This window comes from Mycobacterium sp., assembly GCF_040509115.1.
GTDB lineage: Bacteria > Actinomycetota > Actinomycetes > Mycobacteriales > Mycobacteriaceae > Mycobacterium.
This window is the reverse complement of the sequence record NZ_JBEVLO010000083.1, coordinates 1-15,606: the sequence shown is the minus strand read 5'-3', so window position 1 is coordinate 15,606 and position 15,606 is coordinate 1. Positions and strand designations below refer to the sequence as shown.

The 15,606-nt window shown below is 69.2% G+C and carries 13 protein-coding genes; 8 read left to right on the top strand and 5 right to left on the bottom strand.

The features are described from left to right. Both ABW137_RS06990 and ABW137_RS06985 read right to left on the bottom strand, forming a co-directional pair. A partial coding sequence (locus ABW137_RS06990; protein WP_526398261.1) for a LacI family DNA-binding transcriptional regulator occupies positions 1-962 on the bottom strand: 962 nt, incomplete at its 3' end. Beyond that, on the bottom strand, positions 959-1,936 hold the full coding sequence (locus ABW137_RS06985) for a 2-hydroxyacid dehydrogenase (RefSeq protein ID WP_526398259.1): 978 nt from the start codon (positions 1,934-1,936) through the stop codon (positions 959-961). The genes ABW137_RS06990 and ABW137_RS06985, both read right to left, overlap by 4 nt. Before the next feature lie 87 nt (positions 1,937-2,023). Here ABW137_RS06985 and ABW137_RS06980 point away from each other — a divergent pair, with 87 nt between their 5' ends. The 5 genes from ABW137_RS06980 (at position 2,024) to ABW137_RS06960 (ending at position 6,892) form a co-directional block, all read left to right on the top strand. Beyond that, complete coding sequence (locus ABW137_RS06980; RefSeq protein WP_526398257.1) at positions 2,024-2,560, top strand: PH domain-containing protein; 537 nt, start codon at positions 2,024-2,026, stop codon at positions 2,558-2,560. Between the two features lie 41 nt (positions 2,561-2,601). Further along, positions 2,602-4,065 carry a PH domain-containing protein gene (locus ABW137_RS06975; protein WP_526398267.1) on the top strand — a complete coding sequence of 488 codons (1,464 nt, stop codon included), beginning with the start codon at positions 2,602-2,604 and terminating at the stop codon, positions 4,063-4,065. A 10-nt stretch (positions 4,066-4,075) separates the two neighbouring features. Continuing rightward, positions 4,076-4,888 carry an HAD-IIA family hydrolase gene (locus ABW137_RS06970; protein WP_526398255.1) on the top strand — a complete coding sequence of 271 codons (813 nt, stop codon included), beginning with the start codon at positions 4,076-4,078 and terminating at the stop codon, positions 4,886-4,888. Positions 4,889-4,938: 50 nt separating this feature from the next. After that, on the top strand, positions 4,939-5,442 hold the full coding sequence (locus tag ABW137_RS06965; protein ID WP_526398253.1) for an SRPBCC family protein: 504 nt from the start codon (positions 4,939-4,941) through the stop codon (positions 5,440-5,442). 76 nt (positions 5,443-5,518) lie between these two features. Beyond that, positions 5,519-6,892 (top strand): FAD-dependent oxidoreductase, encoded by a 1,374-nt coding sequence (locus ABW137_RS06960; RefSeq protein ID WP_526398251.1) that lies wholly within the window; start codon positions 5,519-5,521, stop codon positions 6,890-6,892. Position 6,893: 1 nt separating this feature from the next. Here ABW137_RS06960 and ABW137_RS06955 read toward each other — a convergent pair whose 3' ends face one another. Together ABW137_RS06955 and ABW137_RS06950 are read right to left on the bottom strand one after the other, a co-directional pair. Next, a complete protein-coding gene (locus ABW137_RS06955; protein ID WP_526398250.1) occupies positions 6,894-7,988 on the bottom strand; it encodes a helix-turn-helix transcriptional regulator in 1,095 nt (364 codons plus the stop codon). Between the two features lie 118 nt (positions 7,989-8,106). Then, positions 8,107-9,810, bottom strand: coding sequence for a DEAD/DEAH box helicase (locus ABW137_RS06950; protein ID WP_526398248.1), 1,704 nt, complete (start codon positions 9,808-9,810; stop codon positions 8,107-8,109). A 217-nt stretch (positions 9,811-10,027) separates the two neighbouring features. Here ABW137_RS06950 and ABW137_RS06945 point away from each other — a divergent pair, with 217 nt between their 5' ends. After that, a complete protein-coding gene (locus tag ABW137_RS06945; RefSeq protein ID WP_526398246.1) occupies positions 10,028-12,577 on the top strand; it encodes an excinuclease ABC subunit UvrA in 2,550 nt (849 codons plus the stop codon). Between the two features lie 30 nt (positions 12,578-12,607). Here ABW137_RS06945 and ABW137_RS06940 read toward each other — a convergent pair whose 3' ends face one another. Further along, positions 12,608-13,501, bottom strand: coding sequence for an SDR family oxidoreductase (locus ABW137_RS06940; RefSeq protein WP_526398265.1), 894 nt, complete (start codon positions 13,499-13,501; stop codon positions 12,608-12,610). A gap of 112 nt (positions 13,502-13,613) precedes the next feature. On the opposite strand from ABW137_RS06940, the gene ABW137_RS06935 reads away from it, so the two are divergent. Both ABW137_RS06935 and groL read left to right on the top strand, forming a co-directional pair. Next, on the top strand, positions 13,614-14,156 hold the full coding sequence (locus ABW137_RS06935) for a TetR/AcrR family transcriptional regulator (protein ID WP_526398263.1): 543 nt from the start codon (positions 13,614-13,616) through the stop codon (positions 14,154-14,156). A gap of 266 nt (positions 14,157-14,422) precedes the next feature. Beyond that, the coding region (gene groL / locus ABW137_RS06930; protein WP_526398245.1) for a chaperonin GroEL at positions 14,423-15,606 on the top strand (1,184 nt) is incomplete at its 3' end.

Here is a 15,606-nt window from a genome sequence, read left to right as displayed (position 1 = left end):
GGGAAGCCCCGCTTCGGCAGCGTCGGCGCCGTGCCCCGCACCAGACCGATGCTGGCGGCGGCCAGCTCGTGCAGCGGCTGCCGCACGCTGGTGAGGCTCGCGGCCGCGGCGACCGGGGTGTCGTCGAAGCTGACCAGCGCGATGTCCTCGGGGATCCGTTGGCCCCTGGCCAACAAGGAGTCTCGTAGCGACACGGCGATCAGGTCGCTGGTGGCGATGAAGCAGTCGGCGTCGCCGACGATGCGGTCGAGCCAGTCGTCGGGGATCCGCACGCCGTCGGCCACCTCCTCGCGCAGCACGCGGTCCGCGGCGCCGGGATCGAAGCGCGCGGTGTGACGCAGCAGCGCCTGGACGCGATCCTCCGACGTCGAGACGCCGCTGGCGTAACCGACGAACGCGAACCGGCTGCGACCGCCGGCCCTGAGGTGCTCGACGATGTCGCCGATGGCGCGGTCGTGGTCGACGCCGACGTACGGCGCTGCCGCACACGCCCGGCGGTCCACCTGGATCACGCGAACGTGGGCGAGTGCCTCCTCGATGATGGCGGCGCTGCCCTGCTCGTCGGTCGGTGCGATGAGCAGAGCCTCCATCCGGCGGTCGAGCATCGACCGCACCCGCTCGGCCTCCAACTCCACGTCGCCCTGGGCGTCGGCGAGGAGCAGACCGTCGCCGCCTGCCTGGAGTTCGACCTCGATCGCCTGGACGAGGGCGGGGAAGAACGGGTTGGTGATGTCGGGAACCAGGACACCGAACATGTCCGAGCGCCGATTCCGCAGCGACCTCGCCACCGAGTCGCTGCGGTAGCCGAGTTCGGCGGCGACGCGGACGACGCGCTCGCGGACCTCGAGGCCGGCCCCTGGTGTCCCAGAAAGGACTCGCGACACCGTCGCGATCGACACGCCCGCGGCGGCCGCCACGTCGCGGATGGTGACGCGGCTCCGGCTCGGCGGCGGGACGGTCACGGACTCACCTTCCATCGCGGCGAGTCACCCGCGGAGACGGCCGAGATGTTGGCGAAGCCGTTGTTCAACCGGGCGTACCAACTGTCCCACGTCGACCCCGCGCTGTGCGGGGTGGCGATCACGCGGGGGTGCCCGACGAGCAGATTGTCACCAGGGGCGGCAGGCTCGACGGCGAAGGTGTCCAGCGCCGCGGCGCGGACGGTGCCAATGTCGAGCGCGGCGAGCAGCGCGACCTCGTCGATCAGCTGTCCGCGGGCGGTGTTCACCAGCACGGCACCGGGTTTGAGCACGGCGAACTGTCGCTCGCCGATCATGTGCTCGGTGAGTTCGGACAGCGGAAGGTGCAGCGAGACCACGTCCGAGTTGGCGAGTAGCTCGTCGAGCTCGGCGTAGGTCACGTCGAGGTCGCGTTCGACGGCGGGATCGGGGCGGAAGACGTCGTAGTAGCTGACGGTGGCGCCGAAGGCCCTGCACAGTTCGGCCACCCGCCTACCGATCTGGCCGAGGCCGACCAGCCCCACCGACTTGCCTCGGAGCTCGAAGATTCCGCTGGAGTAGGTGTTCGGTACGGGCCACCGGTCGTCGAGGACGGCCGCCGTCATCGCGGGCAGCCGTTTGAGTGCGGCGAGCATCAGCATGACGGCGTGCTCGGACACGGCGACGGCGTTGGCGCCGCCGTTGGTCGCCACCGGCATGCCGTGCGCTGCGGCGGCCTGCACGTCGATCTCGTCGAAGCCTGCGCTGAGGAGCTGAATGAGCTTGACGTTCTTGCCTGCTGCGGTGAACGCCTCCTCGTCGAGGTGGTACGGAAAGCCGAGAAGGTAGTCGGCCCGAGCCATCGAGGCGAGGGCGTGGTCGCGGTCTTCCGTCAGGTCGGCGACCTCGATGCGGTAGCCGGACGGGGCGAGTTCGCGCGCCAGTGCGACGACGTCGTCGGGGAGGTTGGGCATCAACAGAACGAGTTGGTCTGACACGGTTCGAGCCCTTTCCATCACTACGTAATCGTTTACGTAACCATAGTCGACGGGAGCCTTTGGCGGGGCGAATGTCATGCTCGTGGAATGCCGAGTGAGCATGCCGATCACCCCGCAGGCTCGGTGCAGTTGGCCGACCCCGCGAATCCGCCCAGTCGCAAGGCCCCACTGGTGTGGGCCGTGGCGGGCGCCATCCCGTGGGCGCTGCTCGCCGTGGCGCAGGTGGTGTGGTTCGTGCTGGATGCGCGGAGCCCGCGGGGCTGGTGGCACGTGGCCGCCGCCGTCGCCACCATCCTCGGCGCGGTGGTCTTCGTCGGCGTCGTGCCGTGGTGGCGATACCGCGTGCACCGCTGGGACGTGTCGCTCGGTGCGGGCACCCAGGCCGTGTACACCCGATCCGGTTGGCTGGTACAGGAGCGTCGGATCGCGCCGATCTCCCGGGTTCAGACCGTCGACACCCACCGCGGGCCACTGGACCGCCTGTTCGGCCTCGCCAACGTGACGGTGACGACGGCGTCGTCGGCGGGGGCGGTGCGCATCGTGGCCCTCGACTCCGAGGTCGCCGACCGGATCGTCGCCCAGCTCACCGACGTCGCCGCGCTCGGCGACCGGGATGCGACGTGACTGCCGAGCCCGTCGACGTGTGGCGTCGGCTGAGCCCGCGGATGTTGCTCGTCCACCCCGTGCACGAGGTGCTGCGCCAACTGCCGCTGCTGATCGGCTCGGTGGTGCTTGGGTCGGCGACGGGGAACCCGATGTGGTCGATCGCGGCGCTGGTGCTGCTGGTCGCGTTTGGTGTCGCACGCTGGTTCACCACCAGCTACCGGATCGACGCCGAACAGATCCAGCGCCGCGAGGGCGTGCTGCAACGCACGGTACTGTCGTTGCCGCGCAACAGGATTCGTTCGGTATCGACCGACGCCCGGCTCCTGCACCGACTGCTGGGCCTGACCGTGGTCAAGGTGAGCACCGGGCAGGAGACCACGGGCGACGCCGAGTTCGCCCTCGACGCGGTGTTGGCGGGCGACGTTCCCCGGTTGCGCGCGATCCTGCTCGCCGACTCCTATGTCGACCCCGATGGGGAAGCGCCGCAACCGGATCGGATCCTGGCGCGGTGGCAGCCGTCGTGGCTGAGGTTCAGCCCGCTGAGCTTCACCGGACTTGCGATGATCGCCGCGGCCATCGGCGTCGTCTACCAGACGGGAGCCGTTGCGGTGCTGAGGGATTCACGGTTGGCGCGGCAGGGGCTCGACACCGCCGAGCGGCTCGGCGTCGTCGTCACCGTGCTCGTCGCGGTGGTCGCGGTCCTTGCGCTGTCGGTCCTGCTGTCGATCGCGCGCTCATTGGTCACGTTCGGCAACCTGGTGTTGTCGCGGCGCGACGACGCGGGGGATGGGGTGCTTCACCTCGAGCACGGCCTGCTCAGGGTGCGTCAGCACACCTTCGACATGCGCCGCCTGCGGGGCGGGACGGTCCGCGAGCCGCTGCTGGTGCGACTGTTCGGCGGCGCGCGACTGGATGCCGTGATGACCGGCGTCGGTGGTGCAGGGGAGGCGTCCCTGCTGCTGCCGCCGTGCCCGGTGGGGACGGCCGAGTCGGTGCTGGTCGAGCTGATCGGGCGGCCCGACGTCGTACGCGGTGACCTGCAGCGCCACGGCCCCGTGGCGACACGACGGCGGTGGACGCGTGCGATGCTGCTGCCCGCCGTCATCGCGGTCGGGCTGGCCGGACTGGCGGTCGTCGGCTCGGTCCCGCCGTGGGCGTGGGGTTCGTCGATCGTCGTTGGGGTCGCGTCGGCGCTGCTGGCCGCCGACCGGGCCCGCGCGCTGGGCCACCGCGTTGGCGACGGCTGGCTGGTGGCCCGCGCGGGCAGCGTCGAGCGGCGGCGGGATTGCGTCTCGGCGGCGGGGATAGTCGGTTGGACGGTGCGGCAGACGCCGTTTCAGCGCCGCGCCGGGGTGGCGACCCTGGTGGCGGCGACGGCGGCCGGTGTGAAGGCCTATCGCGTGCTCGACGTGCCGGAGGCGCTGGCCTGGTCGATAGCCGCTGCCGCGTCACCGTGGGTGGCCGACAATGACTGGGCTCACTCTCGGCAGGGTCCGAGTTGCGCTGAAACATTTGCCGTTTAACCTCGGCAGCATGGCTATCGGTGGAGTGCTCTTCGACATCGATGGCGTCCTGGTGACGTCCTGGGAGCCGATCCCCGGCGCCGCCGAGACGCTGCGCACGTTGGCCGAGCACCAGATCGCCAGGTCCTACCTCACCAACACGACGACGCGGACGCGCGTGCAGATCGCCGAACTGCTCACCGAGGCGGGGATGGACGTGACGTCCGACGAGGTGATCACGGCCGCCGTGCTCACGGCCGACTACGTGCGGGACCGGTATCCCGGGGCGCGGTGCTTCCTGGTCAACAGCGGCTACATCGGCGAGGACATGGCCGGTATCGACGTCGTCTACTCCAGCGACGTCTCGGGGACCGATCCCGAGGCCCCCGACGTCGTCATCCTCGGCGGGGCTGGCCCAGAATACGACCACGTCACGCTCAGCCGCGTCTACGACTGGATGGCCCAGGGGGTGCCCGTCGTCGCCATGCACCGCAGCACGGCGTGGAACACCGCCGAGGGCCTGCGGATCGACACCGGCATGTACCTCCTCGGCATGGAGGAGACCTCGGGCCGCAAGGCGACGGCCGTCGGCAAGCCCGCACCCGAGGGATTCCTGGCCTCGGCGGTCAGGCTCGGCGTCGAACCCGAGGAGATGTACATGGTCGGGGACGATCTGAACAACGACGTACTGGCCGGACAGGTGGTCGGGATGACCGGAGTCTTGGTGCGGACTGGAAAGTTCCGCCAGAACACGTTGGACCGTTGGGCCGCAGACGAATTCGCCATGCAGCCCAACCACGTCATCGATTCGGTGGCCGACCTGCCGGAGCTATTGGGGTTGTAGAGCGCCCCGCGCTCCGATGACTTTCGGTGCGCGGATCGGTCGATACCCACATGACCACAGAAGCGATATCAGTGAGTGCCACCGTCGACGCCACCTCCGACGCGGTGTTCGGCGTGCTGGCCGACCCGACCACCCACGAGGCGATCGACGGGACCGGATGGGTCCGTGAATCCCTCGACGGGCAGCCGGTGACCCGCACCGACCAGGTCTTCCGGATCGCGATGTACCACGACAACCATCCCGATCGGAACTACGAGATGGCCAACGTGGTGCGGGTGTTCGAGCCGTCGCGCGCCATCGCCTGGGAGCCCGGCCAGGAAGGCCCCGACGGCGAGATCGGCTGTGGCGGGTGGATCTGGCGCTACGACCTGGCACCCGTCGACGCCGGCCGGACCGACGTGACACTGACCTATGACTGGTCGGCGGTGCCCGCCGACGTGCGCGAGCACATCCAGTTCCCGCCCTTCGAGACGACGCACCTGGAGAACTCGCTGCGCCACCTCGCGGCCCTCGCCGCGCGCCGACCCGCGGAACAAGATCAACCGTTCGGATGACGCTGCACCCCCACACTCCTGGTTGGTTGGGTGGCAGGCCAACCGGGGGGATGGCCCTGATGCGGGGGAGCGGGCCATGGCCAGGATCGGTGAGCATGCGGTGGTACTCGGGGCGAGCATGGGCGGGCTGCTCGCGGCCCGCGTGCTCACCGACTTCTACGACCGCGTCACCGTCGTCGAACGCGACGAGCTCACCGACCTGCCCGACGCCAGACGGGGCGTGCCGCAGGGCAGACAGCCCCACGTGCTGCTGGCGCGGTGCGGACAGGTCATGGAGGAGTTGTTCCCCGGCATCCTCGACGACCTGATCGCCGAGGGCGCCCACCGCTGGAGCGACGGCGATCTGACCCGCTTCCACGTCTTCTTCGGCGGCCATCTGATCAAGCATTCGGGCGCCATCCCGCAGCCCGCCGCCCTGGTCAATCACTACGCCAGTCGGCCGTTCATCGAGTGCCACGTCCGGCGGAGGGTGCGCGCCCTGCCGACGGTGACGATGCTCGACGGACACGAGATCGGCGAGCCCATCGCGACGGGGCAGCGCATCACCGGCGTGACCGTCCTCGACAGGAGCGGTGGCGTCGCCCGAACCCTGTCCGCCGACCTCGTCATCGATGCGACGGGCCGCGGGTCGCGAACGCCCGCCTTCCTGGATCGGCTGGGGTACGGAAGGCCCCGCGAGGACGAGCTGACCGTCCGCGTCGCCTATGCGAGCATGCCCGCCAGGATCCCCGACGGCACCCTCCACGAACACGTGATCGCGCGACTGTTCGAGCCTGGCCGTCCCCGAGGCTTCGTGATGTTCCGGTGCGAGAAGGACACCTGGGTGATCGGTGCGGGCACGCTCGGAGGGCTTGCGCCGCCGACCAACCGGGCCGACCTGGTCGACTTCGGCGCCGAGTTCGTGCCTGCCCACGCCCTTGCCGCGATGCGCGAGGCCGAACCGTTGGCCGACGTCAGCGTCCATCAGTTTCCGGCCAACCGGTGGCGACGGTACGACCAGATGAGTCGCCTGCCGGACGGCTTGGTGGTCGTCGGGGACGCCGTCTGCAGCTTCAACCCGATCTACGGGCAGGGCATGACCATCGCCTCGATCGAGTCGCTGATCCTGCGCGACTGCCTCCGCCAAGGCGACGACGAACTGCCCCGTCGGTTCGCCCGCGCTGCCGCCAAGAAGATTCGGCTGGCCTGGCAGACCGCCGTCGGGTCCGATCTGGCGCTACCCGAGGTGGCGGGAAACAGGACGTTGTCGGTGCGCCTCACCAACGCCTTGGTCGACCGCATTCTGGCTGCGGCAGAATCGGATCCGTACGTCGTGCAGCAATTCATGCGCGTGACGGGAATGCTGGACGGGCCGATCCGGCTGTTGCGGCCGAACTTCGTGTACCACGTCGCAAGGGCCTCCCGCCGGCGGCGTCTGCAGCCTCGCAGCGAGGCGGTCGGCGTTTCCTGACCTACGGCGTGATCGCCATCAGCAGCCTGACGAGCTCGGCTTGGCGGTGACTTCCCGTCTTGGCGAACACGCGTTGGAGATGGGTCTTGACGGTCGCCATCGACAGCGACATCTCGTCCGAGATGGGTTTCAGGCCTTGCCCGCGCGAGACGCGCAGTGCGATCTCCGCCTCGGCCCTCGTCAGTCCGTAGACCCGGCGCAGCAGGTCGTTGGTCGGTTCGGGATGGCGTGCGGGATCGACGACGATCACCAGAGCCCGTGGTTCGCGGTCCTCCGAGCTGGCCGAGGTGAACGGCATGACATGCACGACGTACGAACGCCTTCCGCTCGCTCGCGGGCAGAGCAGTGAGCCACCGCTGCGGGTGCCGCACCCGTCGCCGAGCGCATTCGCGATGTCTCGATGCAACGTCGCGTCGACCGACGGAATCCCGATGCCAAGGCGCCCCGATCGCACGAACGGTCCGTCACCGTCGGCGACGATGTCCTCGGCGACCCGGTTGAGGTGATGCACCACCCCGGCCTTGCCGACGACGAACACCGCGTGCCGAATGTGGTCCACGGCCTCGGCGACGTCATCGGCCTTGTGCGCCAACTCCGTCAAGTGATTCCGTACGCGGAGAGCCTGTTGGAGGTGCGGCACCAACGCGCCAACCGCTTGAACGTTCTCTGAGGTCGCGAACGCGCTGTCCTGCTTCGACGTGGCCACCAGGAAGCAGGTTGGCCGAGGCCCGGGGGTGAGGCGGACGAACAGTCCGTCCTGCATCCGGTAGGGGTGCAGCCAATCTGCGTTGAACTCCGAACGCGCGTTGAGGGCCACCAGTTGCTCTCCGCTGCGGATCAGCCCGACGGGTCCGTGCTCGACCGCGTCGAGGACGTAGTCCACCCTGCGGTAGTGATCGCGGTACGCCTGCTCGGCCGTGGCAGGCAGGTACGCGCTGTTGATGACCCGGCTCTTGCCGTCGGCCGTGATCAGGGCGGCGCTGGTGGACGAGAAGGTGGCGCGGATCAGTCCCATCGCCTCGATCCAGTGATCCGGATCGATCGCGGCGGCGTGAATTGTCGAGACTATGCGCGAGAAGTCGCCGAGCGTGACCATCGCCTGCGCCTTCGTTGCCTGGTCGATGGCATGGGACCCCCCGGTCTGGTTTCTACGACGTCGTCAAAATAACGCGGTTCCCGGGATTTGTCATGCGGGTTGGCCGCCGCGGCAGGCGCTAGGTCCGCAGTGACCGAACGGCGTCGATGCGCGCGGCGAGCTGGTCGGAGTTCGCCGCGGCGACCACCGGACCTCCGCAGATCCTGCGCAGCTCGTTGTGGATCCAACCGTGCGGCTTACCGGTGCGGTGGTGGGCGAGGGTCACCAGCGCGTTGAGTTCCTTGCGGAGATCACGGAGTTGGCCGTGTGTGGTGCCGGGCACCGGAACCGTCCCACCCGCAGCGGTCCGCTTCTCCAACTGCTCATCCTGCCTGCGCCGCAACAGATCTCGCATCTGCGTGGCATCCAGCAGGCCGGGGATGCCGAGATAGTCGGCCTCCTCGTCACTGCCCGCTGGGGTGGCCGTGCCGAACGACGAACCGTCGAAGATCACCTGATCCAGCTCGGCGTCGGCGCCCAGCATCTCGAAGCCGTTGTCCATCTCGTCGCGCTCGGACTTCTTCTTCGCGGCGTCCTCGGCGGCCGCGTCGTCCCACTCGTCCCCCTGGGACTCGCGGTGCGGCTTCCCGAGCACGTGGTTGCGCTGCGCCTCCATCTCGCTGGCCAGCTGCAGCAGGTTCGGCACCGACGGCAGGAAGATGCTCGCCGTCTCACCGGGCCTGCGCGACCGCACGTAGCGGCCGATCGCCTGCGCGAAGAACAATGGGGTCGACGCGCTGGTGGCGTACACACCGACGGCCAGACGTGGCACGTCGACGCCCTCGGACACCATGCGCACCGCGACCAGCCAGCGGCTGGTGCCCTGCGAGTACTGCGTGATGCGGTCCGACGAACCGGGGTCGTCCGACAGCACCACGGTCGGCGCCTCGCCGGTCAGCGTCGTGAGCAGCGCGGCGTACGCCCTCGCGGCCGTCTGGTCGGAGGCGATGATCATGCCGCCCGCATCCGGCACGTGCTGGCGCTTCTGCTGCAGTCGCTTGTCGGCCGCGGCGATCACCGCTGGCATCCATTCGCCCGCCGGGTTCAGCGCGGTCCGCCAGGCACGTGCCGTCTGCTCGGCGTTGAGCGGTTCGCCGAGGCGCGCCGCGTGTTCCTCGCCTGCGCTGTCCCGCCACCGCGACTCGCCCGAGTAGGCCAGGAACACGACGGGCCGCACCACGCCGTCGGCGAGCGCGTCGGCGTACCCGTAGGTGTGGTCGGCCTGCGAGCGTTGCAGCCCGTCGGGACCGCGCTCGTAGGTGACGAAGGGGATGGCGCTGTCGTCGCTGCGGAACGGCGTCCCGGTCAGCGCCAGTCGGCGGGTCGCGTCGCCGAACGCCTCGCGGACGGCATCGCCCCAACTCTTCGCGTCACCGCCGTGGTGGATCTCGTCGAACACGACGAGTGTCTTGCGGTTCTCGGTGCGCACCCGATGGCGGCCGGGATGGCTGGCCACCTGCGCGTAGGTGACGACGACGCCGTGGTATTCGTCGGAGTGCTGCGCCGAGGAATTGCTGAACTTCGGGTCCAGCGAGATGCCGATCGCGGCGGCGGCGCGCGCCCACTGGATCTTGAGGTGCTCGGTGGGCACGACGATCGTGACGCGCTCGACGGTGCCGTCGGCGAGCAGTTCCCCGGCGATCCGCAGCGCAAAGGTCGTCTTGCCTGATCCGGGGGTCGCAACCGCGAGGAAATCACGGGGCCGGGCGGCCAGATACTTCACCATCGCCCGACGTTGCCAGCCCCGCAACGCCTGGGTGCTGGGCGAGAATTGACCCTGCACCCAAAGACTCCTATCTGGTCGAAGGGCAGTCTAGGGCAAGGGGTTCCGTGATCGCACTTCTGCCGGGCGTGTCACGTCAGAAGGCAAACTCGGCCACCCGCGACACGCGGGCGAACACCCCCGACACGCCGCTGCAGTGGTCCACGCGGGGGCCGAACGGGCCGAGTCCGAGCAAATGGTTCGCGAATCGGTCGGTGGGGCAGAGCACAATGGCGGGATGTCGCGGCCAGGAGCAGATGACGGACCGATCGACCCGTTCATCCGCGTCCTCGGCTCGCGCGTCCACAACCTGCGGGCCGTCGACGTCGTGGCCCCACGCGATGCGCTCGTCGCGTTCACCGGCATCTCGGGGTCGGGGAAGTCGTCGCTGGCGTTCGGCACGATCTACGCCGAGGCGCAGCGCCGCTACTTCGAGTCGGTCGCCCCGTACGCCCGCAGGCTCCTGCTGCCCAGCGGCGCGCCGAAGGTGGACGACATCACGGGGCTGCCGCCCGCCGTCGCGTTGCAGCAGCGGCGGGGTTCGGCGTCGTCGCGATCCTCGGTCGGCACGGTCACCACACTGTCCAATCTCTTGCGGATGCTGTTCTCCCGCGCAGGCACCTTTCCGAAGGGCTTCACCGAGCGCCTGGACTCCGATGCGTTCTCGCCGAACACCGCCGTCGGCGCCTGCCCCGAATGCCACGGGCTGGGCCGGATTCACCGCGTCACCGAGGACACCCTGGTTCCCGACCCGTCGTTGACCATCCGGGAGGGTGCGGTCGCCGCGTGGCCGGGGGCGTGGCAGGGCCAGAACCTCCGCGACATCCTCATCACGCTGGGCTACGACATCGACAAACCGTGGCGCAAGCTGTCGCGCAAGGCCCGCGACTGGATCCTGTTCACCGACGACCAGCCGACCGTCGAGATCCACCCGAACCGCGCCGCCGTCACGGCCGACTACTACTACAACGGCACCTTCTCCAGCGCCGAGCGCCACGTCAGGCACACGCTGGCCAACTCGCAGAGCGCAATGATGCGGCGCCGTGTGCTCAAGTTCGTCGACAGCGTCGACTGCCCGGTCTGCGACGGCTCGGGGTTGCGGCCGGAGGCGCTCGCCGTCACGTTCGCGGGCGCCAACATCGCCGAGCTGGTCACGTTGCCGCTCACGGAGCTGGCCGACGTGCTGCGCCCCGCCGCCACCCGCACCGACTTCGAAGCGGCCTATGAGGGCACCACGTCCGGCGAGCTGACCGAGGTCGCCACGATGATCGCCGCGGATCTCGTCGCCCGCATCCAGGTGTTGATCGACCTGGGTCTCGGCTACCTGGCGCTCAACCGCAGGACACCGACGGTGTCGCCGGGGGAGCTGCAGCGGCTGCGGCTGGCCACCCAGCTTCGCGCCGGGTTGTTCGGCGTCCTCTACGTGCTCGACGAGCCGTCGGCGGGACTTCACCCCGCCGACGCCGAGCCGCTACTCGAGGTGCTCGACCGGTTGCGACGGGCGGGCAACTCACTGTTCGTCGTGGAACACGACATGGACGTGGTGCGTCGCGCCGACTGGATCGTCGACGTCGGGCCAGGCGCGGGTGAGCTGGGCGGGGAGGTGCTCTACAGCGGTCCGGTGGCAGGGCTTGCCGACGTGCCGACGTCGGTCACCAGGGGCTACCTCTTCGACGGCTCCTTGGGCGAGGCCGCGCCGCAGGTGCGTGCCCCGCGTCAGCCGAAGGGCTCGTTGGCGTTGCGCGGCATCGACTTTCACAATCTGCGCCACCTCGACGTCGACATCCCACTCGGGGTGTACACCGCGGTCACGGGGGTCTCGGGGTCCGGCAAGTCGACGCTGGTCTACAAGGTGCTCGGCGACGTGGTCACCCGTCACCTGGGCGGTGGCGCCCCGGAACTCGAGTCCGGCGACGAGGATCAGGACGCCGAGATCGTCGACGTCGACCACGACGCCAGCATCGGTGTCGGGGCCGAGGGCGTCGAGCTGATCGACCGTCTGGTGGCGGTGGACCAGAAGCCGATCGGACGCACGCCGCGTTCGACGCTGGCGACCTACACCGGCCTCTTCGACGCGGTCCGCAAGGCGTTCGCCGCCACGCCTGCCGCCAGGAAGCGGGGCTGGACCGCGGGTCGGTTCTCGTTCAACGTCGCCGAGGGGCGGTGCCCGACGTGCCAGGGCGAGGGATTCGTCGCCGTCGAACTGCTCTTCCTGCCCGGCACGTACGGCAGGTGCCCGACGTGTCACGGCGCCCGTTACAACGACGACACGCTGCGGGTGCGCTACCGCGGCCACACGATCGCCGACGTCCTCGCCATGACCGTCGACGAGGCGTCGGTGTTCTTCGCCGACGTTCCTGGGGCCGCGCGGAGCCTGTCCACGCTGCAGGAGGTCGGACTGGGGTACCTGCGACTCGGGCAGCCCGCGACCGAACTGTCGGGAGGGGAGGCGCAGCGGATCAAGCTGGCCACCGAACTCCAGCGGCCCCGCCGCGGCCACACGCTCTACGTCCTCGACGAGCCGACCACCGGCCTTCACCCCGCGGACGTCGACCTGCTGGATGGCCAACTGCACCGCCTGGTCGACGCGGGCAACACCGTCGTCGTCGCCGAACACGACATGCGCCTGGTGGCGGGCGTGGATTGGGTCATCGACCTCGGCCCCGGCGCGGGTGATGCCGGTGGCCGGGTCGTCGCGGCGGGCACGCCAGCGGAGGTAGCGGGCGTGGTCGGGAGTCGCACCGCGCCCTACCTGGCGGCGCGGTTGCCCAACGAGTCGAAGGCATGAGGCAATACGGGTGAGCGCGGGGCTGCCGCATCAGATGGGGAAGGTGACTCCCGTGAGTTCCTCGGAGACCGCCCACAGTCGCTTCTGATCGGCGATGACATGGGACCGATCGGTCGACTCCACGGTCTCGGGGTAGCCCCGCATCTCCAGGAAGCCGTCGGGACCGAAGTACTGTCCGCCGACCACGCTTGGGTCGGTGGCGGCGCGCAGGATGGGCAGGGCTCCCATGTCCGTGTCCTGCTCGATCGGCCGAAACGCCGCTTGCAACCAGCCGGGCTGGTGGCGGGTGAGTTCGGAGCTCGACCCGCCAGGATGGGCGGCGACGGCGATCGTCTTCCGGCCTGCGAGTCGTCGCTGCAGCTCGTAGGTGAACAGCAGGTTGGACAGCTTGGATTGCGCGTACGCCCCCGTGCGGCTGTAGCGGCGCTCGGACTGCAGATCGTCGAAGTGCATGCGGCCCAGTTTGTGGCCGATGCTGCTGACGGTGACCACTCGTGAGCCAGGCGCCGCGAGGAGGCGTTCGACCAGCAGCCCGGTGAGGGCGAAGTGGCCGAGGTGGTTGGTGCCGAACTGCAGCTCGAAGCCGTCCTTCGTGGTGGACTTCGGCGTCATCATCACGCCCGCGTTGTTGACGAGCAGGTCGATGCCGTCGTACGCGGCGCGCAGCCCGTCGGCGGCCTCCCTGACCGACTCCAAGGAGGTCAGGTCGAGTTCCTGCACGCTGACCTCGGCGCCGGGGTACCGCCTGGCGATGAGGTCGGCGGCCGCCTTGCCCTTGTCGAGATTCCGAACCGCGAGCACGACGTGGGCGCCGCGGCCTGCGAGGGCCGTCGCGGCCTCGTAGCCCAGCCCGGTGTTGGCCCCGGTGACGACCGCGACGCGACCGGTCTGGTCGGGAATGTCGAGAGTGGTCCACTTCATGATTTCCTCCTGGGTAGGATCGAAGCGGAACGCCCGCTCCGGTTGTCTTCAAATATACGGAACGCGCGCCCCGTTTTGTCAACAGGAGGGAATCGTGACCGAACTAGCCCGGCCGATGCGAGCCGATGCCGCCCGCAACCGGGCGCGCGTGCTCGAGGTGGCCTACGAGACGTTCGCCGCCGAGGGACTCGCCGTGCCGATCGACGAGATCGCCAGGCGTGCGGGTGTCGGCGCGGGCACCGTGTACCGGCACTTCCCCACCAAGGAGGCGCTGTTCGCCGCCGTCATCGACAACCGCGTCCGCGCAATGGTCGACGGTGGCAGAGAGCTGCTGAACACCGTCGGGCCCGGCGAGGCGCTGTTCGGCTTTCTGCGCGGGATGGTGACGGTGAGCGCTACGGACCACGGGCTGGTCGAAGCGCTCGCCGGCTACGGGATCGACGTCGACGCGGCCGCACCCGGCGCCGAGGCGGCGTTCCTCGAGCTCCTCGGTGAACTGCTGGTCGCGGCGCAGCGCGCGGGTACGGCCCGACCCGACGTTGGGGTGCCCGAGCTCAAGGCGCTGCTGGTGATGTGCAAGGCGACGCAGGGGTATGGGGCAGATGTGACGGAGAAGGTGACGGCCGTCGTGGAGGCGGGCCTACGCGCATCGGTCTGAGTCGAGGCGGGCCATCGGTCTGAGTGGAGGCGGGCCCCCGCGCGACTTCCCGAGCGGCCCCATCGCGCCAGTTCCCGGCCCCGGCCGACCTTGCACTCGCCATGGTCGAGTGCTAAGAATGACGTTGGCACTCGCGATCGGTGAGTGCTAGGTCGGGACGGTGAGACCGGGGCCGCACCTGCGGGAGCACACCCCAGTCGTCCGTCGCGGGCACTGAGCCCGACCACAAAATCGTGCCACCCCCAATCCGGAGGAATCACTTCGCAATGGCCAAGACAATTGCGTATGACGAAGAGGCCCGCCGCGGCCTCGAGCGGGGTCTGAACGCCCTCGCCGACGCGGTAAAGGTGACGCTCGGCCCCAAGGGCCGCAACGTCGTCCTCGAGAAGAAGTGGGGCGCCCCCACGATCACCAACGATGGTGTGTCCATCGCCAAGGAGATCGAGCTGGAGGACCCGTACGAGAAGATCGGCGCAGAGCTGGTCAAGGAAGTCGCCAAGAAGACGGACGACGTCGCAGGCGACGGCACCACCACCGCGACCGTTCTCGCCCAGGCACTCGTTCGCGAGGGTCTGCGCAACGTGGCGGCCGGCGCCAACCCGCTCGGCCTGAAGCGCGGCATCGAAAAGGCCGTGGAGAAGGTCACCGAGACCCTGCTGGCTTCGGCCAAGGCCATCGAGACCAAGGAGCAGATCGCTGCCACCGCAGGCATTTCCGCCGGCGACCAGTCGATCGGTGATCTGATCGCCGAGGCCATGGACAAGGTCGGCAACGAGGGTGTCATCACCGTCGAGGAGTCCAACACCTTCGGCCTGCAGCTCGAGCTCACCGAGGGCATGCGCTTCGACAAGGGCTACATCTCGGGTTACTTCGTGACCGACGCCGAGCGTCAGGAAGCCGTCCTCGAGGAGCCCTACATCCTCCTGGTCAGCTCCAAGGTCTCGACCGTCAAGGACCTGCTGCCCCTGCTGGAGAAGATCATCCAGTCCGGCAAGCCGCTGCTGATCATCGCCGAGGACGTCGAGGGCGAAGCCCTTTCCACCCTGGTGGTCAACAAGATCCGTGGCACCTTCAAGTCCGTCGCCGTCAAGGCCCCTGGCTTCGGTGACCGCCGCAAGGCGATGCTGCAGGACATGGCCATCCTCACCGGTGGTCAGGTCATCAGCGAAGAGGTCGGCCTCTCCCTGGAGACCGCCGACGTCACGCTGCTCGGCAAGGCCGACAAGGTCGTCATCACCAAGGACGAGACCACCATCGTCGGTGGCTCGGGCGATGCCGACGCAATCGCCGGCCGGGTCGCCCAGATCCGCGCCGAGATCGAGAACAGCGACTCCGACTACGACCGCGAGAAGCTGCAGGAGCGCCTGGCCAAGCTGGCCGGCGGTGTTGCGGTGATCAAGGCCGGAGCTGCCACCGAGGTGGAGCTCAAGGAGCGCAAGCACCGCATCGA